This is a genomic window from Campylobacter sp. MIT 12-8780, from assembly GCF_006864535.1.
Classification (GTDB): domain Bacteria; phylum Campylobacterota; class Campylobacteria; order Campylobacterales; family Campylobacteraceae; genus Campylobacter_D.
Map to the genome: position 1 here is coordinate 81,802 of NZ_QHLL01000007.1, position 23,317 is coordinate 105,118.

Consider the following 23,317-nt stretch of genomic DNA (forward strand, 5'->3'; position numbering starts at 1 on the left):
ATCACAACGATAAAGACAAAATAAATGAATTTTTAAGCTTTTTTTCTCTATGATATGAGAAAATTTTTCAAGGAAAAACTATGTTTAAAAAGCTTATTTTACCATTTTTGCTAATGTTTATCTTTATAGCTTGTAAGGAGAATTCTCCTGAGTTTATAAGAGCTCAAACAAGCGGTGTGATAAAAGCCTATGAACATGTTTTTGTAAGCTTTATGAATACAAGTTTAGATCAAGAAATTTTAAGCCAAAACAGCATTGATGCAAAAATCAATGGCAAAGAAAGTAAGATCGCTATTAGATTTGACTCAAGCCAAACACTTCTTTTATACCCAAATCTCGAAGCGAATAAAAACTATAAGATTGAATTTAATATCGCAAATATCCCTGTAAAGCTTGAGTTTAAAACAGATTATATGAACTTAAGTCTTGAAAATTCACAATTCATTAGCAAAGACGAAGATAAAAGTTCGCTTTTTATAGAGTTAAAAAGCTCGTTTGAAGACTTAAATCAAAGCATCTTAGCCCAAAGTATGAGTCTTACTCAAGATGGAAAAATGATCGATTTTTTCTTGCAAAATGTCAATCAAGGACTTATAAGCTTACAAAGTGAAGCTTTTAAGCTCAGTGATAAATCTTTGAAATTCACACTTCACATAAGGGCTGATAAACTTGGCTTAAAAGAAGATATAGATCTTCATTTTAATAGCCCATCAAAAAACAAATTTGCATTCATCAATAGCAAAAGTAGTAACGATGAGATCGAGCTTGAGTTTTCCCAAGCCCTAAATGAAAAGCAAAATTTTAATGATCTTATCAGCATAGAACCAAAGATCGATTTTAAAGCCTTTGCCATAGGTAACAAACTTAAAATAAATGCTGCATTTTTACCACAAAATGAATACAAACTCACCCTTTCTTCAAATCTTAGCTCAAATAAAAACACAAAACTTGAAGAAAGCACAAGTTTAAATATCTCTTTTGGCTACCAAGCCCCTGCGATTAGCTTTTCAAGTGATGGTATTTTTTTACCAAGTCTTGCTGATAAAAAGATCGCCTTTAAAAGCTTAAATATCAACAAAGCAAGGCTCAAAGTGTATCAAATTTATGCTAATACCTTGCACGAATACTTAAGATACAAAAACTTCACTGGTAAAAAAGGCTTAAGTCCTGACTCAAGCGATATAGAAGATGATACTAGATATACAAGTGATTTGGTGCTTGAAAAAGAATTTAAACTTGACGCGCAGGCAAATACTTGGGTGCAAAATGAAATCAAGCTTGATGGACTTAAAAACCTAAAAGGAGCCTTTATCGTTGAGCTGGGTTTTACAGAAGATGATCTTATGTTTCCAAGCTTTTTTGAAGATGAAGGCTATGAGGATTGGGAGAAAGATCGCTTTTTTTACCGAAGAGCTATAGTGAGTAAAAATCTTGTTTTTTCTGATCTTGGTATTATGGCTGAAGCGATAAATGATCAAATTTTTGTGCGTGTAAATAACTACACGAATTTAAACGCTTTAAATGGCGTAAAAATAGAAGCTATCAACCGCAAAAATCAAGTCATCGCAAGTGCTATAAGCGATGTGCAAGGACAAGCTGTGCTTGATGCAAAAGAACAAGATGTGCTTTTCATCATCGCAAGCAAGGGCGAGGAAGCTGGCATTTTAAGGCTATCAAATCCACTTTCAACTGATGGCTTTGATGTGAGCGGCGCACAAGAAGCAGGTTTGATAGAAGCTTTTATATACACAGATAGGGGCGTGTATAGACCCGGCGATAATGTGCATTTAAACATCGTCGCAAGAAATAAAAAAGCGATGATAAACCACCCCATCATTTTAAAAAGCTTTAAAGATCCACAATCAAGCACTTTGCTAAGCAATATCACGCTAAATCCAAGCTCAAATGGTATGTTTTATCAAGAGCTAAAGCTTGCAAAAGACGCAGCTACTGGGATTTATGAGCTTAAATTTGACATTGCTTCACAAACTTTTTCACATAAAATATTAGTGCAAACCCTAGCTCCAAACCGCATAGCCGTGCAGCTTCAAAACGAAGAAAGCCTTGATATAAATAAAAATTCAGAGCTTGAGTATAACATAGAAGCAAAATACCTCTTTGGCGCTCCTGCAGCTAAGCTTAAAACACAAACAACTTTAAATGTCATCAAAGATAATTACAAAAATCCAAAATTTACAAATTATATCTTTCAAAATCCTAGCCTTTACATCAGCGAATATTCAAAAAATGATGATGGTGTGCTTGATGAAAATGGAAAACTTAGCTCAAGCATTACGCTTGGCGAAACTATACTCAACACTCAAGGAACAAATTTTAAAGCCCTGCTTACAAGCGAAGTCTTTGAAGCAGGTGGTAGAAGCACAAAAGCCCTTTCTACAATGAAGCTTGAAAAGTATAAATACTTCATTGGTATTAAAGAGCTTGAAAACTACTATATCAATAGCGGTGATAAGATCAGCTTTAGCGTCATTGCAAGTGATTTAAATTTCAACACACTTAAAGGTAAAAAAATCACTTATAAAATTTATAAAAACAGCTCTTCATGGTGGTTTGACTATGATAATTACAGCGAATTTTTACGCTCTATCAAAAAAGACAAAAACACCCAAATCATCGCACAAGGCGAGATTACAAGCTCTGATAAACCGGTAAGTTTTAGCTTTGATAGCAAGGATTATTATGGCGAAATGTTTGTTGAGCTAGTTGATAATGAAAGCGGTGTAAGCACCGGCGAGCGTTTTTATGTGAGTTCTTGGGGAGCTGTAAATAACGCTGATATAGTCTCAAGCCTTAAAATAAAAAGCGATAAGGACAAATACCAAGTTGGTGAAAAAGCTATAATCGAATTTGAAAGCACAAAAAATTCAAAAGCTTTTGTTACGATAAGTAATAACAAAGGCATCATCAAACAATTTAGCCTAGAGCCTCAAGGCACAAGCACGAAATTTGAGCTGGATTTAAGTAAAGAATACGCACCAAATGTCTATGTAAGTGTTTCTTTGCTGCAAGATTATAATACATGGCAAAATGATAGAGCCTTGAGGCTTTTTGGGGTTGTGCCTGTGCTTGTGGAGGATAAAGCTACCAAGCTTGAGCTTGATTTAAAAGCTCCTGATAAAATTCTACCGCAAAGCGAATTTGAGCTTGAAATCCAAAGTAAAGACAAAAAAGCCTTTACTTATACTTTGGCTATAGTTGATGAGGGGCTTTTAAGCTTGAGTGATTTTGAAACACCAGATATTTGGGGATATTTTTATGCAAAAACCGGCTTTAAACTCAAAGTCTTTGATACTTACGAACAAATCATTGCTAAAACACTTGGCAAGGTTTCAAAGGTGCTAAGCACTGGAGGAGACTTAGAAGCTAGCTTTAACAAAGCCAAAAGAGCAAACAAAAACAAGGCTGATGAACAAGCAGAGAGATTTAAAGCTGTAGTGCTGTATCAAGCCCCTATACAAAGTGATAAAAAAGGCTATGCAAAGCTAAAATTTCAAATGCCAGCATATATGGGTGCAGTGCGTGTAATGCTTATAGCAAGCAATGGCGAGGCTTTTGGTAGCGTGGAAAAAGAAATCATCGTCAGTGCGCCTGTAAGTGTGCTTGAAACCTTTCCAAGAAGCTTAAGAATAAATGATAAATTTGAGTTTTTAGCTCAGGTATTTAAAAACGAAGAAAGCGTTACAAACGCAAGCTTGAGCCTTAAAAGCAAAAACAAACTTCTTAGCCTTGATAAAGAAGAAGTGCAAATTGCGTTTAATGGCGATGAAAAAGTTAAAAATATCATCTTTAATATCGCGGTAAATGATGATAAATTAGGACTTGAAGAGCTTGAACTTGAGCTTAAGAGCAAGGATTATAACTTTAAAAATACAACACAAATTGATGTTAAAGCTATCAATGCTTACACGTATGAGGGCGAAAATTTCATCATCAAGCCAAATGAAAAAAAAGAATTCCATATCGATCAAAGCTATATCAAAGGAAGCACGCAAGCTGTTTTAGAGTTAAGCTCAACGCCGATTTTAAATTTAAATCACCGCTTAAAATACCTCATTGCTTATCCTTATGGTTGCATTGAGCAAACTACTTCAGCTGTTTTACCTCAGCTTTATTTAGATGAACTTGGCGTAAAGATTAATAAGCAAAAAGTGATTGACAACATAAACGCCGCTCTTACTCGCTACATGCGTTTTCAAACGGCTAATGGTGGCTTTGCGTATTGGCAGGGTGGCAAAGAAGCAAACGCTTGGGGAAGCAACTATGCAGGCTTATTTATGATTTTGGCTAAAAATAATGGTTTTTATGTCAGTGATAGTGTGTATAATGCATGGCTTGAATACCAAAAAGATTATATAGACAACAATCTTTACAACACAGATAGTGCCATACTTGTGAATTCTTTATATCTTTTAGCCTTAGTGCAAGAGCCAAATATCGCTGCGATGAATGCCGTGTATGAGCACAAAGATAGGCTAAGCAACACTGCTCTTTGGCAACTTGGTGCGGCTTATAAGCTTGCTGGACTTGAAGATATTGCTTTAAAACTTGTGGCAAATGCTTCTTTTATGCCAAATTCAAGCGAGGAGTTTTACCGACAAAGTTATGGCTCTGATCTAAGAGATAAGGCGATTATCCTTGCTTCTTATATAGATATCTATAATAAAATCAATGAGCCTTTATTTAAAGAACTTAGCGAAATTTTAGGCACAAATACTTATCTAAACACCCAAAATGCAGGCTATATGCTCTATGCTTTAGCTAAAGGTGCAAATTTAAATAAAAAAGATGATAAAGCAGGACAACTTCAAGGCACACTCGAGCTTTTAAGTAACGCTCAAAACAAAACTTTGCAACTCAATGAAAGCAAACAAAGCGTTGAGTTTAGCGAAGGTAAAGCGGTGCTAAATGCCAAAAACGCTATATATGGGCATTTTGGTGTTGAGGGCATTAAGCTTGAGCTTAGCAAGCCTTTTACAAATAAGATCAATATTTCACGAAGTTTTTATAACGAAAAAGGCGAACCTATCGATGAAAGCAAGCTTCAAAGCTCACAAAACTTTTATATGAGACTTGATGTGAGCCTAAATAACGCTGCTTCAGTGCAAAACTTAGCTCTTACCCAAGTGCTTCCTAGTGGTTGGGAAGTAGCAAATACGCTTTTAGATACAAAAATTCCACGATTTGCCGACAACTCAAAACTTGATTTTATCGATATAAGAGATGATAAGATTATGTGGTTTTTTGATCTATCTAATGATGAAACAAAAAGCTTTTTCATCAAGCTCACCGCAGTAACACCGGGCGAATTTACTTTAAGTGGCGCCTTTGCAGAAGCAATGTATGATAACACTTATCAAAGCTTAAGTGAAGGTAAAAAAGTCATTGTTTCACGCTAAATTTAGCCTTAAGCTTTTGCTTTTGGCTTTTTGTGGTATTTTTGTTTATGTGCTTTTTGTGTTTTTTAGCTTTGATGAAAAAGAACTTCAAAAAGAATTTGAAGCAAGATATAGCAAGGTTTTGTATGATAGAAATGACGCAATTTTAAGCACCTTTATCAACAAAGAAGAACAATGGCATTTAAAAGCTAATACCATACCAAAAAAGCTTGAAGTAGCTGTTTTGCTGTATGAGGACAAGAATTTTTATTCACATTCTGGGGTGGATTTTCTTGCGATTTTAAGGGCTTTGAAAAGCAATTTTTTAGGTGAGAAAAAAAGCGGTGCAAGCACCATTTCTATGCAAGTTATCAAGCTTTTAGAGCAAAATGAACGCACTTTTTGGCATAAATTTAATGAAATGATAAAGGCTTTAAGCCTAGAACAAAGCCTCAGTAAAGATGAAATTCTTAAGCTTTATCTTAACAATGCTCCTTATGGAGGCAATCTTGTTGGTTTTTACTCAGCAATTTTGTTTTATTTTGATAAAGATCCAGCTTATTTAACTTGGAGCGAAGCTGCGCTTTTAGCTGTTTTACCAAACGCACCGGGTTTGATTAATCTTGAAAAAAACAAAAACAAGCTCCGCCTTAAAAGAGATGCTCTTTTACACAGGCTGTATGCAAAGCATTATTTTGATGAAAATACACTCAAACTTGCACTAAGCGAGCCTTTACCAAGCTTTAAACCAAGAAGCAACCTTGCCCCTCATCTAGCCATAAAACTCCTTGATGATACGCACAAACAAGTAAAATCAAGCATAGATAAGCATTTGCAAATCAAATTTGAAGCAAAGGCAAAAGAATTTAGCCTTAAACTCAAGCAAAAAGGCATTAATAATCTTGCGATTATCCTTGCTGATACAAAAAGCTATGAAACGCTAGCTTATGTAGGTTCTCAGGATTTTTATGATGAAGCTGCTTTAGGACAAGTCAATGGTGCAAGTGCTAAACGTAGCGTAGGATCTGTTTTAAAGCCTTTTTTATATGCTTTAAGCATAGATGAAGGACTTATCGCGCCAAACTCTTTAGTGCTTGATGTGCCAACTTTTTTTTCAAGCTTTGCTCCGCAAAATGCAAGCAAAAACTATTATGGCTTAATCAGAGCTGATTTTGCCTTAAGCAAATCCTTAAATGTCCCTTTTGTCCAGCTTTTAAAAGAATACGGCTATGAAAAGTTTTTCTATCAGCTTAAAAGCTTTTTAAATTTTAGCGATGAAGACTATAAAAAATACGGACTAAGCCTCATACTAGGCACCAAAGAGTTTAGCCTTGAAGATATGATGAAGCTGTATTTGGCTTTAGCAAATTATGGCAAACTCAAAGAGCTTGCTTTTTACCCAAACTCAAACAACACAAATGAAAGACAAATTTTCACTCAAGGTTCAGCTTATCTTACCCTACAAAGCCTTAAAGACTTAAAAAGAGTAGGCTTAGAAGAATACAATAAAAGCGAAAAAATCATTTCTTATAAAACAGGCACAAGTTATGGCAGGAAAGACGCTTGGGCTATGGCAGCTACGCCTAAATACACGCTTGGTGTTTGGGTGGGAAATTTTAACGGAGAAGCAAATGCTAATCTTTACGGCGTAAGTATAGCTGGGGATTTACTTTTTGAGCTTTTAGGCGAACTTGATGACTTGAGCTTAGAATTTACACCTCCAAGTGATCTTTTTAGCCTTAAAATCGATGCTTTAACAGGGTATCGTTATGATGAGAATTTAAAAACACAAGCTTCAAACACACTTTTTCCAAGAGAAGCTAAGATTTTACGCACTTCACCTTTTTTAAAAAGAGTTTTTGAGTATGAGGGTAAAGAATTACACTCTTTAGATGAAAATTTTAAATTTGCAAAAGAAAGGATAAAGCTTGATCTGCCCTTAAACGCCCTTGCTTTTTTACATGATAATCAAGTCAAACTCAAACAAGAAAAAAGTGTAAAAATCCTTTATCCAAACTCAAATTTAAAGCTTATACGCACTAAGGATTTAAACCAAAAAAACTCCATCATCGTTAAATTTGCGAATTTAAATGATGAAAAATTATTTTTGTATCTTGATCAAAAGCTTATTTTTGAAGGAAAAACAAAGAGTTTAAGCCTTGATTTTACTCAGGGCAAGCATGAACTTTTTGTGATGAGTGCAAGCGGACAAAGCGATAGCGTGAGCTTTGAAGTCGAGTAAATTCAGCGAAAAAAAAGCTTTTTTAAGTTATAATCCTAACCTTTATTTTAACAAAGGAAACACAATGCCAAAGATGAAAAGCGTCAAAAGTGCAGTGAAACGCTTCAAAGTCGGCAAAAACAAGATCAAAAGAGGCTCTGCTTTTAGAAGCCATATTTTGACTAAAAAGCCAGCTAAAAGAATGCGTGATCTTCGCGGCGTAAAATATGTGCATGCAACCAATGTCAAAGCGGTTGAAAAAATGCTTGGAATTTAAGTTTTTGACAAAAGTCATTCAAACTCTCCTTGCTTTTATGAAACAAGGACAAGTTCTTATCACAAAGACGCCACTTTATGAAAGGAAATAAAAATGGCAAGAGTAAAAACAGGTGTCGTAAGACGCAGAAGACATAAAAAAATCCTCAAACTCGCAAGAGGTTTTTACAGCGGACGTCGCAAACATTTTAGAAAGGCAAAAGAACAACTTGAAAGAAGTTTAGTCTATGCTTACAGAGATAGACGCCGCAAAAAGCGTGAATTTAGAAAACTTTGGATTATCCGTATCAATGCAGCATGCAGACTCAATGGCTTAAGCTATTCTCGTTTTATGAATGGACTTAAAAAAGCTGGCATTGAACTTGATAGAAAAATCCTTGCTGATCTTGCGATGAATGATAGCACAGCTTTTGCAAAAATCGCTGAAGAAGTCAAAAAAGCTTTATAAAACTACAAATCAAGCTTTACAATAAAGCTTGATTCTCTTTTTTCTTTTAAATCTTTTTGTTTTAAAAATTACCATTTTTTAAATTTATATATAAATTTTATCAATTTATTTGATTCTTAGCCTTCAGCTTTTTAATAGCCTCGGTTTTTGCTCTTTTTGCAAAGCATTGCTTTTTTCAAATTCATCAAGTTTTTAAACCCAAACTCAAAATAAAAAAGCTATAATTGCAAAATGTTTTTCAAACAAAGGCTTTATCTTATCAAAAAGGCTTGATTTATGCTTTCACTTCTTAGCAATCCCATTCTCATCAGCGTTGTGTTGATGTGTGTTTTATGTTTGTTTCGTTTTAATGTGCTTTTAAGCATACTTATCTGTGCGCTTGTAGCTGGGCTTTTAAGTGGCTTTAGCTTGCAAGATAGTATGCAAATTCTTACACTTGGTATGCAAGGCAACCTTAAAACCGCTTTAAGTTATATACTCTTAGGTGCTATAGCAGCGGCAATTTCTCGCACGAATTTAACAGCTTTTTTGGTGCATTTTGTCTCTCGTTTCATCTCGCACAAAAAATACCTTTTGATCTTTTCAATAGCCCTTATTGCTTGTTTTTCTCAAAACCTCGTGCCTATACATATAGCCTTTATCCCTATACTTATACCGCCTTTGCTTGTGGTATTTAATAAGCTAAAGATTGACAGAAGAGCAGTAGCGTGTGCTTTAACCTTTGGGCTAACCACACCTTATATGGTGCTTCCTTTGGGCTTTGGGCTGATCTTTCAAGATTTGCTTCGTGAGAATTTAAATCAAAATAATGTCTTTGTCAGCCTTGAAATGGTAAGCAATACTATGTATCTTGGAGCTATTTGTATGCTTGTGGGCTTGATTTTGGGCGTTTGTGTGTTTTATGCTAAACCAAGAGAGTATAAAGAAGCACAAATTCAAAAACTAGATCTTGATAATCTTAAAATGCAGCGCAAAGAATGGGGCGTATTTATAGGGCTTATCTTTATGCTTGCATGTCAAATTTATACTCAAAATTTGCCTTTAAGTGGGCTTATAAGTTTTATTTTGATGATTATTCTAGGTGGGGTGGAGTATAAAAAAGTAGATTTTGTCTTTGATGAGGGCTTAAAGATCATGGGTTATGTCGCCTTTGTAATGCTTGTAGCAGCTGGCTTTGCTGAAGTTTTAAAACAAAGTGGAAGTATCAATACCCTTGTTGAGTTTGTCCTGCCTTTTATGCGTGAATACAAACTTATCGCTATCATCTTAATGCTACTCATAGGACTTCTCATCACTATGGGTATAGGCACTTCCTTTGGCACTATCCCTATCATCGCAACGCTGTTTTGCCCACTTTGCTTAGAACTTGGCTTTTCTTATGCTGCCATTATCTTTATCATCGGCATAGCTGGAGCCTTAGGCGATGCAGGCTCTCCTGCAAGTGAAACTACACTTGGCGTAAGTGTAGGCTTAAAAGCAGACACACAAGCTGATCACATCAAAGATGTATGCATACCAACTTTTATCTGTTTTAATGGCTCTTTGCTCGTCATTGGCTCGATTATCACTTTGTTTTTATGAGTTTTAATAGGGCAAATCATCTTATAAAATTAAGTTGATTTGTCTATATTTTTAATCAAGGTTTTAATCTCTTCATTAAACAACTCGTCTTCATTCATTCTCTCTCTCATCTTAAAACCAGCTTCTATAAGGGCATAAAGTTCAGGCTTTGTGCTTTTCCAGCGTTGCAAAGTTCGAGTCGTAAGCCTTAAAATCCTTGCTTTATCTTGTTGGGTGTATCTCAAAGCTTTTTTCCTAAAAATATTTTTATCATTGTAATAAGCTTTTTCTTTATTTCAAATTGCGACAATATTTCATAAATTTATATAAATATAAGAAAATATGTCGTATAATGCCTATAGTTAAATTTATCTTAAAGGAGAAATCATGATAAAAATATTTTTTGTTTTTATCGCAAGTCTTTTTATAACCGCTTGTGCTTATACTCAAGGCACTGAAATTTCACAAGCTCAGCTTGAAAAGCTTCAGGTTAATAAAAGCACTCAAACAGATGTTGAAACCATAGTAGGCTACCCTCAACGCAAACAAAATCTCAACGGAGGCGAAATTTGGTATTATGACTTTAGTAAAATTAGCGCAAATCCATTTGGTGGCAATGTCGATGAAAGCACTATTTTTGAATTTGACAAGCAAGGCAGGCTTAAGAAAAAATACAAAAGTTCTAACTTCGGAAATAAAAATCCCCTACTTGGCAACTAAGGTAAAAATATGAATGCAATTAAAAGGACTTTACGGAATTTAAGTTTTGCATATTTTTTCAAAAACTATGTCTTTGCAGCGCTTATAGCTGCGGTGCTTTTTTACTACGCCCCAATGAAAGACGCACCTACCATTAGCCTTATAATCATCAATTTTATATTTTATCCCTTTGCAGTTTGTGTTTGGGATAATTTAAGAGATTTGTTTTTTGGAAATTTGTATTTGTGGGCAACTGGAACTTTTATTTTGCTTCTTTTTGGTATCAAAATATTGATAAAATGATATTATTTATGCTTGCTCTGCCCCTTGGGATACTTGGTTTTTTACTTCTTATGTTTCTTACACGCAACGAAGAATAAAACCTAATAACTGCAAAAGCTGTTTTATAGACTTTTGCAGTTAAATTTTAAAATTGTATAAAAAGAATATATAAAAATTGATGAGAAAATTCTAAAAGCTATTTATTAAAAGAATTAAGCACCTTTTTCACGGCTTGTTTGGCGGCTTCTTTTTTCACTTCGGTTTTAATTTCTTCTTGCTTCTTGCTGATACCTTCACTTGTTTTTGTTTTTAAGTCTTGCTTTTGTTCTTCATAAATTTCACTTACGCTCTTGCCTTCTTGGTAGGATTTAAAGGCATTTGCACCCATATTTTTAAGCTCTTCTTTGTATTCTTCTTTATTGTTTTTTTCTTTTTGAGCTTGTTTTTCATATACATTTTTGCCTATTTCTATGCCGGTGCTAATATCTTCTTTACTTAAAGAGCTAAAATCAAAGGCATTTAAAGCCAAAACGCTAAGGGCTAAAGAGTTGAAAATCTTTTTCATTTTTTTCCTTAAAAAGCTAAAATAAAATGTGATTATAACACAAAGCTTAAAACAAATTCAAGCTTTTTTAAGTTAAGATATGATTTTAAAAAGGAAATCATCATGCAAAGCTACACAAATGCTGCGATCACAGGAGCAAGCTCTGGTATAGGCAAAGAACTTGCCCTGCTTTTAGCACAAGAACAAACCACACTTTTTTTAAACGCAAGAGATGAAACAAGGCTTAAAAAGGTGCAAACTAAGGCTCAAGAATTTAACAGCAAAGCCTTTATTTATACCTTTGATGTGTGCGATGAAAAAGCGTGCAAAGCTTGGTGTGAGGAGCTTTTTAAAGAGCCTTTGGATTTACTTATTTTAAATGCTGGCATAAGTAGCGGTGATGATGAGAGCGAGCAAAAACAAATTCAAATTGCTAAAACCAATGTCCTAGGCATTACAAATCTTATCTTTTATGCCATAAATGCTATGCAAAAGCAAGAATTCAAGGGCAAATTCAAAGGACAAATCGTCTTAGTTTCTTCCATAGCTTCACTTTTAGCCCTGCCAAATGCTCCTACTTATAGTGCGTCAAAGCATTTTGTTTCAGCACTTTGCGAGGCTTTAAGCTTAGCTCATCCTGAAATTTGTTTTACTTGCATTTGTCCGGGTTTTATTAAGACGAATTTAACCAAGCATTTAAAGCTAAAGATGATGGATGCGGACACTGCCTCGCTTGAAATTTTAAACGCTATAAAAGCGAAAAAGAAAAAATTTATTTTTCCTTTTCATATCGCTTTAGTTGCAAGAATTTATGGGTTTTTGCCTTTTTTTATCAAGCGTTATTTTGTGCGTTTTTTACAAAAAAGAGCCAAGCTTTAAGGACGAGTAAGCTTAAAATCCTCGATCAAAGCTTCACAAATTTTAAAAAAATTCACCCCATTTATAGAGCTATAATCCTTAAAGAAATCATACATACCCCAAAAACCACTTTCAAGCTCTTTTGACTTTACTCCATAACTGATAGAAAGCCCAGCTTCAATAAAAGCAGCTAATTTATCACAATATTTTAAAGCCTTACCATCAATGGCTTTATATTCATTGCTATTAAGTGAATCTAAGCTGCCACTACACACGCCAACTTGATTGTTTTTAAAGCTTCTATTTTCAAATTCATTTTTAATAAACACGCCATTTTCATCTTTGCGAATACCTAAAATATAAGCAAACTCAGCCCTAAACTCACTTGGTACAAAGGGTAAAATTCGCTCATCAATAAGCTTCATCTCGTATTCAGCTATGAGGGTGTGAAGTCCTTCTATGCCGTATTTTACAGGGCTTATAATGTCTCTTGTCAAGCTTTCTGGTAAATCATGAAATAAAGCACAATAAAAATTATACTCAAGCCTTGTATCACAAGCTTTAATCTCAAGTGAGTAAAAATAGCTCAAAATTGCCACCACAAGCATATGCCCAAGCACCGCAGTTTCAGGTATGCGAGGCGTTTGCGCCCAACGCTTTTGAAAACGGAGTCTGCCACTTAGATCGATGATTTTAGCGATTTTTTGATTTAAGGCGATTTTCCTTGCACCTATGAGCTCATAATAATCCTCAAGTTCTTCCTCAACCTTACTTTTAATCTCTTCTATATCACTTAAAAATTGACTTGTTTGATAGATGATATTAAATTCCCACCTTGTGGCAAAATAAGAAGCCGCCTTTAAGATAAGCCTTTCTTTTTCATACTCATCTGAGTGCAAATAATGCTCAAAACGTTTTAAAAACTCACCTCCTTCAAGCCCTTCTATCATGGGCTCAAGCTTGCTTAAAACCCAAGCATTAACCTCATCTTTTTTTTGTTTGACGATCTCACGATACACATCAGGACGTATATCAGTAACAACCACGCGACTTAAAAACTCAAAAATTCCAGCCTCTATAATGCGTCTCATATCGACATTTTTTTCCATTTTGGCGATAAAATATGCGATGATAAATTTATGAGCTTGTTTATCAAGTTCAACCAAATTTGCCATTCTAGGATAATCATTCCAACGACTGATTGAAGCGGCTTTGAAGATATGTTCTATAAGTTTAATATCTATCATTTTTTTACTTTGCCTTTTTTTGCTTTATCTTAAAAAATATGTAAATTTATACGCCTACCATAACAGAAGTCGCTTTTATAATCGCTGTAGCTTCTTTGCCAACGGCTAAATCAAGCTCTTTAACAGAGTCTAAAGAAATGGTTGCACTGATGATATTGCCTCCGCCAATGTCAATTTTTACGATGGCATTAACTGAACCCTTTTCAATCTCTGTGATTTTGCCTTTGAGTTGATTTCTTGCACTGATTTTCATTGTTTGTCCTTTAAAATATAATTTAAAAATTTATTGTATCATCTTTTAAACAAAAATGAAATTTTTTTTAGGAAAAAATATGAATTTATGGGACATAAAAGCTAAACACTACGCTCGCTACACGCCAAAACTAAATCATTTACAAAAGAAAAGCTTTGAAGCTTTAAGCAAACTTAACATAGACTTAAACAATAAACATATTATCGATATAGGTTGTGGCACAGGTGTTTGGAGCTTACATTTAGCAGGCAAAGCAAAGCACCTTGACGCGCTTGATAGCTCAAAAAATATGCTTGAAATTTTACAAGATGACGCGTTAAAGCTTAAATTTCACAATATCACATATATTCACTCAAGTTTTAAAGACTTTGTGCCTAAGCAAAGCTATGATCTTGCTTTTCTTTCTATGTCAAGCGCCCTTGAAGATGAAGCTTTGATGCAAAAATTTCTCAAACTTGCTCCTAAAAGAGTGTATCTTAACTTTATAGGAAACAGAAAGAGTGATTTTTTAGCCTTTGTGTTTAAAGCCTTTAAGCACGACAATAAAAAGCCAAGAAAAAAGGACTTAGAAAGCTTTTTAAAGCAGCACCAAATTCCTTTTTATAAACAAGTTTTTAGCGAAACAAAAAGGGTAAAAAGAAGCCCTCAAGAAGCCTTAGAAAATGCAAGTTGGCATTTAAAGATGAGTGGCATTGATCCAGCAGGGCTTGAAAAACTCATAGGCACACAAAACATAGATGAAACTATACGTTCAAAATTCAAACTTTTAATCTTCTAATTTGGCTTGATACTGCAAAGTCTGCCCTGCCATAAAAGGCACGATTTTAAGACTTTTATCCTTGCTTGCATACACACTTGGCACTTGCCATTGCTTTTGTTCTAATGTGATGATCTTATCTTTTTTAAAGCTTAGTTTATGAGCCTTGCAGGCATTATCTGAGATAAATTTTTGCAAATTATTTAAATTTGAATGCTTTGTGAAAAGCTCTGCTAAAACACTTATAATCACAGGAGCTGAGAAAACCCCAGCCGCACAGCCACAGCATTCTTTTTCATGTTGAGGGTGAGGTGCTGAATCACTTCCAAACATTACCTTTTCAAAACCAGAAAAAGCAAGCTTACATAAAGCTTCTTTATCTACTTCTCTTTTGGCTATAGGCTTACAAAAAAGATGCGGTTGCATTTTGCCCCCTATAACATCATCAAGCGTAAGCAAAAGGTGGTGCAGGGTAATGGTAGCGTATAGATTATCAAAGCTTTGAACAAGCTCGCAAAGCACTTTTGTCGTGATATGCTCCATAACAATCTTAAGCTTTGGAAAATGAAGAGCGAGTTTTTCATAAATTGGTGCAAACCTAGCCTCTCTATCCATCACAAAATCATTCGTCTCGCCATGCACAAGCAAAGGAATTTCAAGCTCACTCATCGCCTCAAGCGTAGGTTTAAGCTCATCTATATCAAACGCACTCACTCCACCATCTGAATTTGTCGTAATGCCGGCTGGATATAGCTTGATAGCAAAAATTTCATCTCTTAGGCTTTGTAAAAACGCCTTATCATATCCTTTATAAAAAAGTGTCATTAAAGGCGTAAAGTCTTCTTGCTTACACGCGTTTAAAACCCTTTGTTTATAAGCTTTTAAAGCACTTGGTTCAGTTAGTGGTGGCACTAAATTTGGCATGATAACCCCAGCCTTAAATTCCTTCGCAGAAAATGGTGCGACAAACTCAAGCATAGCTTCATCTCTAAAATGTAGGTGCATATCAAGGGGATTTGTAAGTTTCATAATCTATCCAATCTAAGCTGATAAAAGCCGTTTTTAAGGCGTTTGAAAAGCTTTTTTTCTTCTAAAAACCCAAAAGTGCTGATGATAGTAGGCTTTGAGATATTAAGCTCTTTTGAAAGCTCATCTATCTTACAAAAAACAAAGCCGTTCTCATCAGCTCTTTGGCACAAAATTTTTATGATTTCAAAACGTTTGCGTCCAAGTAACACAGCACACAAATTTTGCATTCTTTCGTTCATAAGCAAGATTGTAGCATAACTTGCTTAAATTTAAAGCTAAAAAAGCAAAGTAAAAAGCACAAAAGCCCAAACGCCAACAGCAAGGCACACACTTAAAAAAACAGCCGCTGAAGCACAATCTTTGGCGATTTTTGCTTTTTCGTGCCATTCTTGCGTAATGAGATCAACACAAGCTTCTATGCTTGAATTTACGCATTCTGCGATAAGTATAAAAAATAAAACAGCGATTAAAAAAAGATGAATTTCAAAGCTTACAGGCAAAAAAAGGCTGATGATAAGGGCTGGGATAATGATAACAAGCTCGATTTGAAAGGCTCTTTCGTTTTTTATCATCGCCAAAAGCCCCGCTAGAGCGTAGCTTGCGTTTGAAAAAAAGCTGTATTTTGGTTTCATAATCCCTCCTTAACTTGCAAACTTAGTATATCATAATTTGGATTATAAAACTTGCTTTGCACTTTAAAATACCCAAGCAAAGTGCTAAAAATATAATCATGCGAAAGTTCGTAGTTGCTATGTGCCTTTGCTGTTTGCATAAGCGTTGTATCGTTTGAGTAAAAGATGAGTGGAATTTCTGTTTGCTCAAGTGGCGCAAAAGCATACGGCATGGCGTGCAGATAAATTCCATTCTCACCTAAGCTTTCTCCATGATCTGAAACATAGATCAGCGAGCTTTCTTGATCTTCTTTTTGAAGTAAAGTTATGATCTTAGAAAGCAAAAAGTCTGTGTAAAGCAAGGTATTATCATAAGTGTTGATAATAGCCTCACTACTGCACTCTTGAAGCTCATTTGTATCACAAGTTGGCTCAAAACGTCTAAACTCGCTTGGATAACGTTTATAATAAGTTGGTCCATGTGAGCCTTGCAAATGAAGCACGATGATCTCATACTCATCTTCACTGAAAAGTTCTTTTTTAAAACCCTCAAGCAAAGCCCCATCAAATTCAGCGTCAAGGTATTTTGAATGAGCTATTCTTTTGCAAATTCCTTGACAACCTCCTGAATTATTGCCTAAAATACTTACTTTTACCCCTACTTTTTGCAAGATATCAAGGGCATTTTCTTGAAATTCAGAGCTTGAATACTCCTTTCGCGTTGAAACTGAAAACATACAAGGCACACTCACAGCTGTAGAAGTGCCACAAGAGCTTACCTCAGTAAAATACACTGCCCCTAAATTTGAAGTATAAGCGGTGGTGTCGTTGATATGATCTTTGTTTTTAAAGCGGAAATTTGCTGCTCTTGCTGTTTCGCCGATGACAAAAACGAGTAGTTTTCTTTTTATATTTTCACTGAGTTTGGCATCTTGGGAGATGATTTTAAGTTCAGGCTTTTTCACGACTTTTTGTTTGACATATCGCACGAAAGAATAAATTTGAAAAACAGGGGCATTATATACTCTTGTTTGATTGTAGTTGCGGAAAAATGGGATAAGAGTTTTACTTTGCGGTAAAAAACAAGCAAGCACGATAATTAAAGCGATGAAAATGCTGGTGAATTTAATCGCTATATGTCTAAGCCCCCCCCCCCAGCGAATTTTACACTTTAAGATCAACAAACTTGGCACAAGCCCTAAAAACACGGTCCAAAATAAAAAAGTAAAATTAAAAAGCTCTTTAAGCTCTCTTTGATCGGTATTAAGAGCATTTTGTATCATATCTTTATCAATAACAACCCCATAAAAGTGCATAAAATAAGCACTCACGCAAGTTACGAGTACAAAAACAATCGCAAAAAACTGCGTTAAAAAAGGCAAAAATAATAAACCAAAAATCATCACCAAAAGTGAAAAATAAATCAGCACAAAAGAAATTTTAAGCCACAAGCTCGCATCTTCATCTAAATTCGAATAAATAAAATCAAAAAGATGAAAATTCATCAAAGTGATGAAAAGAGCATTCAGCAAAACAAAGTTTAACCAAGAAATTTCAAAACGTTTCATCAAAGCTTCCTTTAAAAAATAAAAGGCGTATTATAAGATAAAAGTGTGAAATCAGTGTTAATCAAAAAGCAAGTTTTCAAACACCAAAATCTTGACAAAATTGTTATTAAAATATGCTATGATTAGCCTTTTTAAAATGAAAAGGTATAAGATGAAACTGCTTTCTTGGAATGTCAATGGCTTGCGTGCCATTTGTGATAAAAACGCTTTAGCTTGGTTAGAAAAAGAGAGTTTTGACTTTGTAGGCTTTCAAGAGATCAAAGCCCATGAGGATAAATTCCCAAAGCAAATTTATGAGCTTGATTTTAAACATATCGCCTCAAATTCAGCCAAAAGGGCTGGGTATTCTGGGGTGATGAGCTTGTATAATTTTGAGGCACAAACAAGTAAATGCCAGTTTTGCGATGATGAGGAAGGACGCGTGCTAGAACACCGCTTTGGCAATGTGGTGCTTTTTAATATCTATTTTCCAAATGGACAAAAAGATGAAATTAGGCTTGATTTTAAGATGAAATTTTATGCGGATTTTTTAGCGTATCTTAAAGATTTGCTGGTTGAAAAAAAGGACATTATCATTTGTGGCGATGTAAATACAGCGCATAAAGAAATTGATCTAACCCACCCAAAAGCAAATGCAAAAACTTCTGGCTTTTTGCCTATAGAAAGGGCTTGGATAGATGATTTGCTTGCGCTTGGTTTTATTGATACTTTTAGGGCAGTAAATGGCGATATTAAAGAAAAATACTCATGGTGGAGCTATAGAATGAAGGCAAGAGATAGGAATGTGGGCTGGAGGATTGATTATTTTTTCATCTCAAAAAGCCTTGAAAATAAGCTTAAAAATGCCTTTATACGAGATGATATATTTGGCTCAGATCACGCTCCTGTTGGTATAGAACTTGATATTTAAGATTGCTTTTGAGTATTTGTTGTGGCTTTTTGCTGTAATTTGTTTTGTTTAAGACTTTAAAAAGTAAGATTAAAGATGATAACTTAGCTTTCTAAAAGGTGCTGTAAAAGGATTTTAGCTCCTATGCAAATCAGCACCACACCACCGATAAATTCAGCTTTTTCTTTAAATTTCGTGCCAAATTTTTTACCGATTTTAAGAGCAAGCGCTGAAAAGATGAAAGTAATCACGCCGATGATTAGCACCGAGCTAAAAATTTCAATATGCAAAAAAGCAAAACTCACCCCAACAGCTAAAGCATCGATACTTGTCGCCATAGCAAGCAAAAACATAGTTTGAAAGCCAAATTGATCGCTGTTTGCATCACAGCTATCTTTTTGTCTACTCTCTTTAATCATCTTTAAGCCGATCAAACTCAACAAAATAAAAGCGATCCAATGATCATAATCATCAATGAATGAGCTTAAAGCAGAGCCTAAAAAATACCCAATCAAAGGCATTAAAGCTTGAAAACCGCCAAAATAAAGCCCTACGATCAAAAAATGCTTTATTTTAAGCTCATTTACGCTAAAACCCTTACACAAAGCTACAGCAAAGGCGTCCATTGATAAAGCACAGGCGAGAAAAACGAGGCTTAAAATATCCATTTTGATAAAAGTTCCTTAATTATTAATTATTACAATTTTAGTCTTTAATTGTAAAACTATAACAAAAGCAAACTAAATTAAAAATTAAAAAGTTAAAAACGATAATTCAGCAATTTTTAAGTCCTTAATTGCTATAATCTCACTTTTAAATTTAAAGCTATATTTGGCCCATTCGTCTAGCGGTTAGGACATCGCCCTTTCACGGCGGTAACACGAGTTCGAGTCTCGTATGGGTCACCACCCTCCTTTTTTTCTATCAAACTTTTGTAAATTTAAGTGCTTTTTACTATGATTTGTTTTATTTTTTAAGCATTCTTTGCTATAATGCAAGTTTTATTTTATCTTTAAGGTTTAAGCGATGAAAAATGCCGATACTTTGTTTTTACAACTCAAAGAAAAGGTTCCAAGTGATTCATATGCAGCATTTAAGCAAAGTCTTGATGAGGCGGAAGATTCTCAGTTTGATGCTTTGTTGTTGATAAGTTATAAAAACCCTATTTTAGCTTTGATTTTTAGCGTTATCGTTCCTGGGGTTGATCGAATTTATAAAGGCGATGTGGCTTTAGGTGTGTTTAAGCTCATCTTTGTTTGCGTCATATACGCGACTTTTAACTTTTATATCGATAAAGCAGATCAGCTTCAAACAGGAGTTTTTATCATACTTTGTGTGCTAGCAATCATCGCTTTTATCTGGGTGGTAAGTGATATTTTTTTGGTATATAAGGGCGTAAAAAAAGACAATCTAAGAAAAATTTTTGAAGTTTTACAAAGGAAACAATGATGAAAAATGCAGAACTTATACTTTTAAATATGAAAGATAAAATTCCAAATGATGCGATTTTTGCTTTTAAAGAAAGCCTTGAAAAAGCAGATGATGACAAATATCAAGCTTTGCTTCTTTTAAATCTTAAAAATCCTATCATAGGTTTGCTGCTTTCTTTATGTATGGGAATTTTTGGCATTGATCGCTTTTATAAAGGCAATATAGGTTTGGGTATCGCAAAACTTGCGGTTATTTTTGGGGCGTATTTAGGAATTTTTTCATTAGGTATTTTCACAAAGGGTGGTTCTTACTATGTTAATCCAGGAGTTGCAGATACGGTTTTAGTTGTTGTTTCTATTTTTGTTATGCTTGCTTTTATTGTGGCTCTTATTTGGTATGTTGTGGATATATTTTGCGTGTTTTTTGGTATAAAAAAAGACAATTTGCGAAAAATTTACGCCGTTTTAGGATAAGGATTTAACACAATGGATACTAAAAATTTTTTTCTTATGGATATAGTAGATAAAATCGATGGAGCAAATATACCTTTACTCAAGCAAAATATTGAAGAGCTTAGTGATGAAGAAATGCAGTCTTTAATGTGTATAAGTTTTAAAAATCCCGTTGTTGGTTTGTTATTTGGATTTTTCATGGGAATTTTTGGCTTTGATCGCTTTTATAAAGGTGATATGATTTTAGGTGTGCTCAAAATCATCTTATTTGTGCTTTGTGTTGTGTTGTTTGTCTCAGGTATTGTGATCTTAGCTACATCTAGTTTTAGGGATGAAGAACAGGCTATTACCTTGCTTGTTTGTTTAGGTTTAGCTTTTTTAGCAAGCTTGATTTGGTGGTTTGTTGATCTTTTTATGGTGTATTTTGGGATTAAAAAGGATAATTTTATAAAAATCATGGAAGCAATACATATTTTAAAATCTTAATAAAAACAAATGGCAGATAGGAAGGGATTTGAACCCTCGAAAGCTTGCACTTTACACGCGTTCCAGGCGTGCTCCTTCAACCGCTCGGACACCTATCTATGTTTAAAAAAGAACTTGATTATATAAAATTCTTGTTTAAAATCAGCAAAATTTTAGCAAAATAATGTATAATTTTAACTTAGTTTTTTACTCGAGTCAGGGTAGCTCAGCTGGTTAGAGCGCTGGTCTCATAAGCCGGAGGTCGGGAGTTCAAGTCTCCCCCTTGATACCATTTATACATAAAACCAATACAAACCAATACAAACCAAGTAAAATTTTAAATCAACCAAACTCCCATAGAATAGAACTTTAAAAGTATTTAAAGCTTATATAAAGTATAACTTGGATAAAATCCCAAGCAAAGAAAAAATTACTAACTTTTCTACTAACTTTTGAAGTTAGTTTGATAAAAGTTAGTAGAAATATTTATTAAACAATTATTTTATAGATGTTTGAGGGGGTATTGCTTGCTAAGTGATAAAGAGATAAAGGCTTTAGAACCAAAGCTTGATAAAAAATATTTAGTGGCTGATTTTGAAAAGTTATTTGTTCTTGTATATCCAAGTGGCAAAAAATCTTTTGTATTTGATTACAAAGACCCAAAAACAAGAAAACTTAAACGCATAACATTAGGAACATACCCTAAAATGTCTTTAAAGGAAGCAAGAGAGGAAAGAACTAAAATTCAATATAATCTGCTTACTCGCAATTCTATCAATGAAAAATCTTCTATAAAAGAAAATTTCAAAGAACTTTGTGAAAAATACTTTATCCAAAAAAACGATGTTTCGCCAAAAACCTTGCAAACTCTTAAATCTAGGATTTATATCCATTGTAAAGATATATTAGATTATCAAATTGATAAAATCAACAAAAACGAAATTTTAGATATTTTTGAAAGGTTAAAAATTACAAAAAAAGCTTCTGTTGCTAAAAAATTATTCAATGATCTAAATAATATCTTTATCTATGCTATAAATAAAGATTTAATAGAAAATAATCCTATATCTAGCATCGTCAAGAAAAATATCATCTATAAAGCTCCTGTAAGGCATTTTGCAACTATTGTGGAAGTAGATAAAGTGAAACAACTTATAGGGGATATTTTAGATACTGAAGCGAATATAAGCACTAAGGTTGCTACCCTACTTTCTTTATTTACCGCTCAAAGAAGTTTTAGTATAAGAAGTGCAACTTGGAGCGATATAGACTTGGATAAAGGTATTTGGGAAATACCTGCTGAAAAGATGAAAATGAAGAAAAAACACTTGGTCCATCTTAGCCCTCCTTGTCTTAAAATACTGAAATGGTATAGACAAGTAAGTTTCAATGACAAGCTTTTTGCTTCTTTACATAATAAAAATGAAATTATGAGTGATAATACCATTCGTATGATGTTTAGGCGTATGGGATATAGCAATGAAGATTTTACACCTCACGGCTTTCGTTCTATGTTTAGCACGCTTTGCCACGAACATAGAAATGAACATAATTTAAGCAGCGATATTATAGAACTTTGTCTTGCTCACGCTGATAAAAATTCAGTTAGAGCAAGCTATAATTTCGCCTCAAATTTGGAAGAAAGAAAAAAACTCTTTGAATGGTGGGGAGGGTTTTTATGCAAGCTTGATCCAAGGCTTAAAGAATTTGGATTAGAATTTGTATAATATCGTTTTATTATTTAAATTACAGAATACTTTATAAATAGGCTTTACCATTTAAGCTTTTTATCAAAACCAAGTTCATCAATGAGCCTATTTCTAAAAGGTATTAAGTCTTTCATAAGCTTATCCATAGCTATGCTATGGCTTACTAGCACAAGCTTTACCTTGTCTCCAAAAAATTCAGCTGTATATATGTTTTTGGTGTTTTTATTCATAAAGACATCATCTACATTTGCATAAGGTGTATATTCTTTGGCAAATATTTCATTGCTTACTGTAAATACTTTTCCTTGTATATCTATAACTTCATCGTGTTTCATTATATATCCTTTTTTAAATATGTTAAATGTAAGATATAAACAATATCTCAAAAATAGATATATTATTTATATCCTTTTTTTGCTTTGTTTTTCAGCATTTTATCATAAAAAGCTTGGGCTTGTTCTAATTCATCGAAATAATCTATTTTTAGTCCTGTATGCGATTTGTAATTAACATTGCCATATTTCCTTTCTACTAAAAAAGTGTTGAATAGGGTTTGTTCCATACTCATTTGATAATACCTTGTATTACCTTTATCAGTGGCTCTAAAGATAGTGGTTTGCAT

At 34.1% G+C, this 23,317-nt stretch carries 24 protein-coding genes, 3 tRNA genes and 1 pseudogene; 16 read left to right on the top strand and 12 right to left on the bottom strand.

The genetic code is table 11. The features are described 5' to 3' along the window. The first annotated feature begins 80 nt into the window (after positions 1 to 80). The 5 genes from DMB95_RS06655 to DMB95_RS06675 all read left to right on the top strand — a co-directional run bounded on the left by DMB95_RS06655 (position 81) and on the right by DMB95_RS06675 (position 9,922). Complete coding sequence (locus tag DMB95_RS06655; RefSeq protein WP_142931422.1) at positions 81 to 5,417, top strand: alpha-2-macroglobulin family protein; 5,337 nt, start codon at positions 81 to 83, stop codon at positions 5,415 to 5,417. Continuing rightward, a complete protein-coding gene (gene pbpC / locus DMB95_RS06660; protein WP_238386968.1) occupies positions 5,404 to 7,638 on the top strand; it encodes a penicillin-binding protein 1C in 2,235 nt (744 codons plus the stop codon). Before DMB95_RS06655 ends, pbpC begins: the two co-directional genes overlap by 14 nt. Positions 7,639 to 7,702: 64 nt before the next feature. Next, positions 7,703 to 7,894, top strand: coding sequence for a 50S ribosomal protein L35 (gene rpmI, locus DMB95_RS06665; protein ID WP_034905871.1), 192 nt, complete (start codon positions 7,703 to 7,705; stop codon positions 7,892 to 7,894). Between the two features lie 93 nt (positions 7,895 to 7,987). Then, complete coding sequence (gene rplT / locus DMB95_RS06670; protein ID WP_142931423.1) at positions 7,988 to 8,341, top strand: 50S ribosomal protein L20; 354 nt, start codon at positions 7,988 to 7,990, stop codon at positions 8,339 to 8,341. Positions 8,342 to 8,617: 276 nt separating this feature from the next. Next, positions 8,618 to 9,922, top strand: a complete 1,305-nt coding sequence (locus DMB95_RS06675) for a Na+/H+ antiporter NhaC family protein (RefSeq protein WP_137632540.1) — start codon at positions 8,618 to 8,620, stop codon at positions 9,920 to 9,922. Positions 9,923 to 9,951: 29 nt separating this feature from the next. Here DMB95_RS06675 and DMB95_RS06680 read toward each other — a convergent pair whose 3' ends face one another. After that, positions 9,952 to 10,146 carry a hypothetical protein gene (locus tag DMB95_RS06680; protein ID WP_137632539.1) on the bottom strand — a complete coding sequence of 65 codons (195 nt, stop codon included), beginning with the start codon at positions 10,144 to 10,146 and terminating at the stop codon, positions 9,952 to 9,954. A 142-nt stretch (positions 10,147 to 10,288) separates the two neighbouring features. On the opposite strand from DMB95_RS06680, the gene bamE reads away from it, so the two are divergent. Both bamE and DMB95_RS06690 read left to right on the top strand, forming a co-directional pair. Further along, positions 10,289 to 10,621, top strand: coding sequence for an outer membrane protein assembly factor BamE domain-containing protein (bamE, locus tag DMB95_RS06685; RefSeq protein ID WP_142931424.1), 333 nt, complete (start codon positions 10,289 to 10,291; stop codon positions 10,619 to 10,621). Positions 10,622 to 10,630: 9 nt separating this feature from the next. Then, positions 10,631 to 10,903, top strand: coding sequence for a hypothetical protein (locus DMB95_RS06690; RefSeq protein ID WP_142931425.1), 273 nt, complete (start codon positions 10,631 to 10,633; stop codon positions 10,901 to 10,903). 175 nt (positions 10,904 to 11,078) lie between these two features. Here the strand turns inward: DMB95_RS06690 and DMB95_RS09565 are convergent, their stop codons facing one another. Beyond that, positions 11,079 to 11,447: a hypothetical protein gene (locus tag DMB95_RS09565; protein ID WP_137632536.1), complete on the bottom strand. Its 369-nt coding sequence runs from the start codon at positions 11,445 to 11,447 to the stop codon at positions 11,079 to 11,081. A 102-nt stretch (positions 11,448 to 11,549) separates the two neighbouring features. On the opposite strand from DMB95_RS09565, the gene DMB95_RS06695 reads away from it, so the two are divergent. Next, complete coding sequence (locus DMB95_RS06695; RefSeq protein WP_142931426.1) at positions 11,550 to 12,305, top strand: SDR family NAD(P)-dependent oxidoreductase; 756 nt, start codon at positions 11,550 to 11,552, stop codon at positions 12,303 to 12,305. On the opposite strand, the gene DMB95_RS06700 is transcribed toward DMB95_RS06695, so the two are convergent. Both DMB95_RS06700 and DMB95_RS06705 read right to left on the bottom strand, forming a co-directional pair. After that, the gene (locus DMB95_RS06700) at positions 12,302 to 13,531 is read right to left on the bottom strand and encodes an HD domain-containing protein (RefSeq protein ID WP_142931427.1); all 1,230 of its coding nucleotides are present in this window, start codon (positions 13,529 to 13,531) and stop codon (positions 12,302 to 12,304) included. The genes DMB95_RS06695 and DMB95_RS06700 overlap by 4 nt on opposite strands. Before the next feature lie 46 nt (positions 13,532 to 13,577). Beyond that, a complete protein-coding gene (locus tag DMB95_RS06705) occupies positions 13,578 to 13,784 on the bottom strand; it encodes a TOBE domain-containing protein (RefSeq protein ID WP_137632533.1) in 207 nt (68 codons plus the stop codon). 79 nt (positions 13,785 to 13,863) lie between these two features. On the opposite strand from DMB95_RS06705, the gene DMB95_RS06710 reads away from it, so the two are divergent. Continuing rightward, the gene (locus DMB95_RS06710) at positions 13,864 to 14,562 is read left to right on the top strand and encodes a class I SAM-dependent methyltransferase (RefSeq protein WP_142931428.1); all 699 of its coding nucleotides are present in this window, start codon (positions 13,864 to 13,866) and stop codon (positions 14,560 to 14,562) included. Here the strand turns inward: DMB95_RS06710 and pyrC are convergent. The 4 genes from pyrC to DMB95_RS06730 are packed head-to-tail and all read right to left on the bottom strand — an operon-like array spanning position 14,551 to position 17,749. Then, positions 14,551 to 15,570: a dihydroorotase gene (gene pyrC, locus DMB95_RS06715; protein WP_142931429.1), complete on the bottom strand. Its 1,020-nt coding sequence runs from the start codon at positions 15,568 to 15,570 to the stop codon at positions 14,551 to 14,553. The genes DMB95_RS06710 and pyrC overlap by 12 nt on opposite strands. Next, positions 15,567 to 15,797: an ArsR family transcriptional regulator gene (locus DMB95_RS06720; protein ID WP_442861451.1), complete on the bottom strand. Its 231-nt coding sequence runs from the start codon at positions 15,795 to 15,797 to the stop codon at positions 15,567 to 15,569. Before DMB95_RS06720 ends, pyrC begins: the two co-directional genes overlap by 4 nt. Positions 15,798 to 15,845: 48 nt before the next feature. Beyond that, positions 15,846 to 16,202, bottom strand: a complete 357-nt coding sequence (locus DMB95_RS06725) for a diacylglycerol kinase (protein WP_137632529.1) — start codon at positions 16,200 to 16,202, stop codon at positions 15,846 to 15,848. Then, on the bottom strand, positions 16,199 to 17,749 hold the full coding sequence (locus tag DMB95_RS06730) for a phosphoethanolamine transferase (RefSeq protein ID WP_142931430.1): 1,551 nt from the start codon (positions 17,747 to 17,749) through the stop codon (positions 16,199 to 16,201). Before DMB95_RS06730 ends, DMB95_RS06725 begins: the two co-directional genes overlap by 4 nt. Positions 17,750 to 17,900: 151 nt before the next feature. Between DMB95_RS06730 and DMB95_RS06735 the strand changes: the two genes are divergently transcribed. Further along, the gene (locus DMB95_RS06735) at positions 17,901 to 18,659 is read left to right on the top strand and encodes an exodeoxyribonuclease III (protein ID WP_142931431.1); all 759 of its coding nucleotides are present in this window, start codon (positions 17,901 to 17,903) and stop codon (positions 18,657 to 18,659) included. An 83-nt stretch (positions 18,660 to 18,742) separates the two neighbouring features. Here DMB95_RS06735 and DMB95_RS06740 read toward each other — a convergent pair whose 3' ends face one another. Next, on the bottom strand, positions 18,743 to 19,306 hold the full coding sequence (locus tag DMB95_RS06740; RefSeq protein ID WP_137632528.1) for a manganese efflux pump MntP: 564 nt from the start codon (positions 19,304 to 19,306) through the stop codon (positions 18,743 to 18,745). Between the two features lie 165 nt (positions 19,307 to 19,471). Here DMB95_RS06740 and DMB95_RS06745 point away from each other — a divergent pair. The 4 genes and pseudogenes from DMB95_RS06745 (at position 19,472) to DMB95_RS06760 (ending at position 21,007) form a co-directional block, all read left to right on the top strand. Continuing rightward, positions 19,472 to 19,546 (top strand) — tRNA-Glu (locus tag DMB95_RS06745). Between the two features lie 118 nt (positions 19,547 to 19,664). Beyond that, positions 19,665 to 20,087: a hypothetical protein gene (locus DMB95_RS06750; protein ID WP_142931432.1), complete on the top strand. Its 423-nt coding sequence runs from the start codon at positions 19,665 to 19,667 to the stop codon at positions 20,085 to 20,087. Then, a pseudogene (locus DMB95_RS09895) lies at positions 20,087 to 20,318 on the top strand (TM2 domain-containing protein); the annotation flags it as partial. The gene DMB95_RS06750 and the pseudogene DMB95_RS09895, both read left to right, overlap by 1 nt. 236 nt (positions 20,319 to 20,554) lie before the next feature. Beyond that, positions 20,555 to 21,007 carry an NINE protein gene (locus DMB95_RS06760; RefSeq protein ID WP_142931433.1) on the top strand — a complete coding sequence of 151 codons (453 nt, stop codon included), beginning with the start codon at positions 20,555 to 20,557 and terminating at the stop codon, positions 21,005 to 21,007. Between the two features lie 10 nt (positions 21,008 to 21,017). Here the strand turns inward: DMB95_RS06760 and DMB95_RS06765 are convergent. Further along, positions 21,018 to 21,105 (bottom strand) — tRNA-Ser (locus DMB95_RS06765). Positions 21,106 to 21,201: 96 nt separating this feature from the next. Between DMB95_RS06765 and DMB95_RS06770 the strand changes: the two genes are divergently transcribed. Further along, positions 21,202 to 21,278 (top strand) — tRNA-Met (locus DMB95_RS06770). Positions 21,279 to 21,513: 235 nt separating this feature from the next. Beyond that, complete coding sequence (locus tag DMB95_RS06775) at positions 21,514 to 22,713, top strand: tyrosine-type recombinase/integrase (RefSeq protein WP_142931434.1); 1,200 nt, start codon at positions 21,514 to 21,516, stop codon at positions 22,711 to 22,713. Between the two features lie 44 nt (positions 22,714 to 22,757). On the opposite strand, the gene DMB95_RS06780 is transcribed toward DMB95_RS06775, so the two are convergent. Beyond that, entirely contained in the window at positions 22,758 to 23,030 is a 273-nt protein-coding gene (locus tag DMB95_RS06780; protein ID WP_142931435.1) for a hypothetical protein, read from the bottom strand. A gap of 62 nt (positions 23,031 to 23,092) precedes the next feature. Further along, positions 23,093 to 23,317: a WGR domain-containing protein gene (locus DMB95_RS06785; RefSeq protein WP_142931436.1), complete on the bottom strand. Its 225-nt coding sequence runs from the start codon at positions 23,315 to 23,317 to the stop codon at positions 23,093 to 23,095.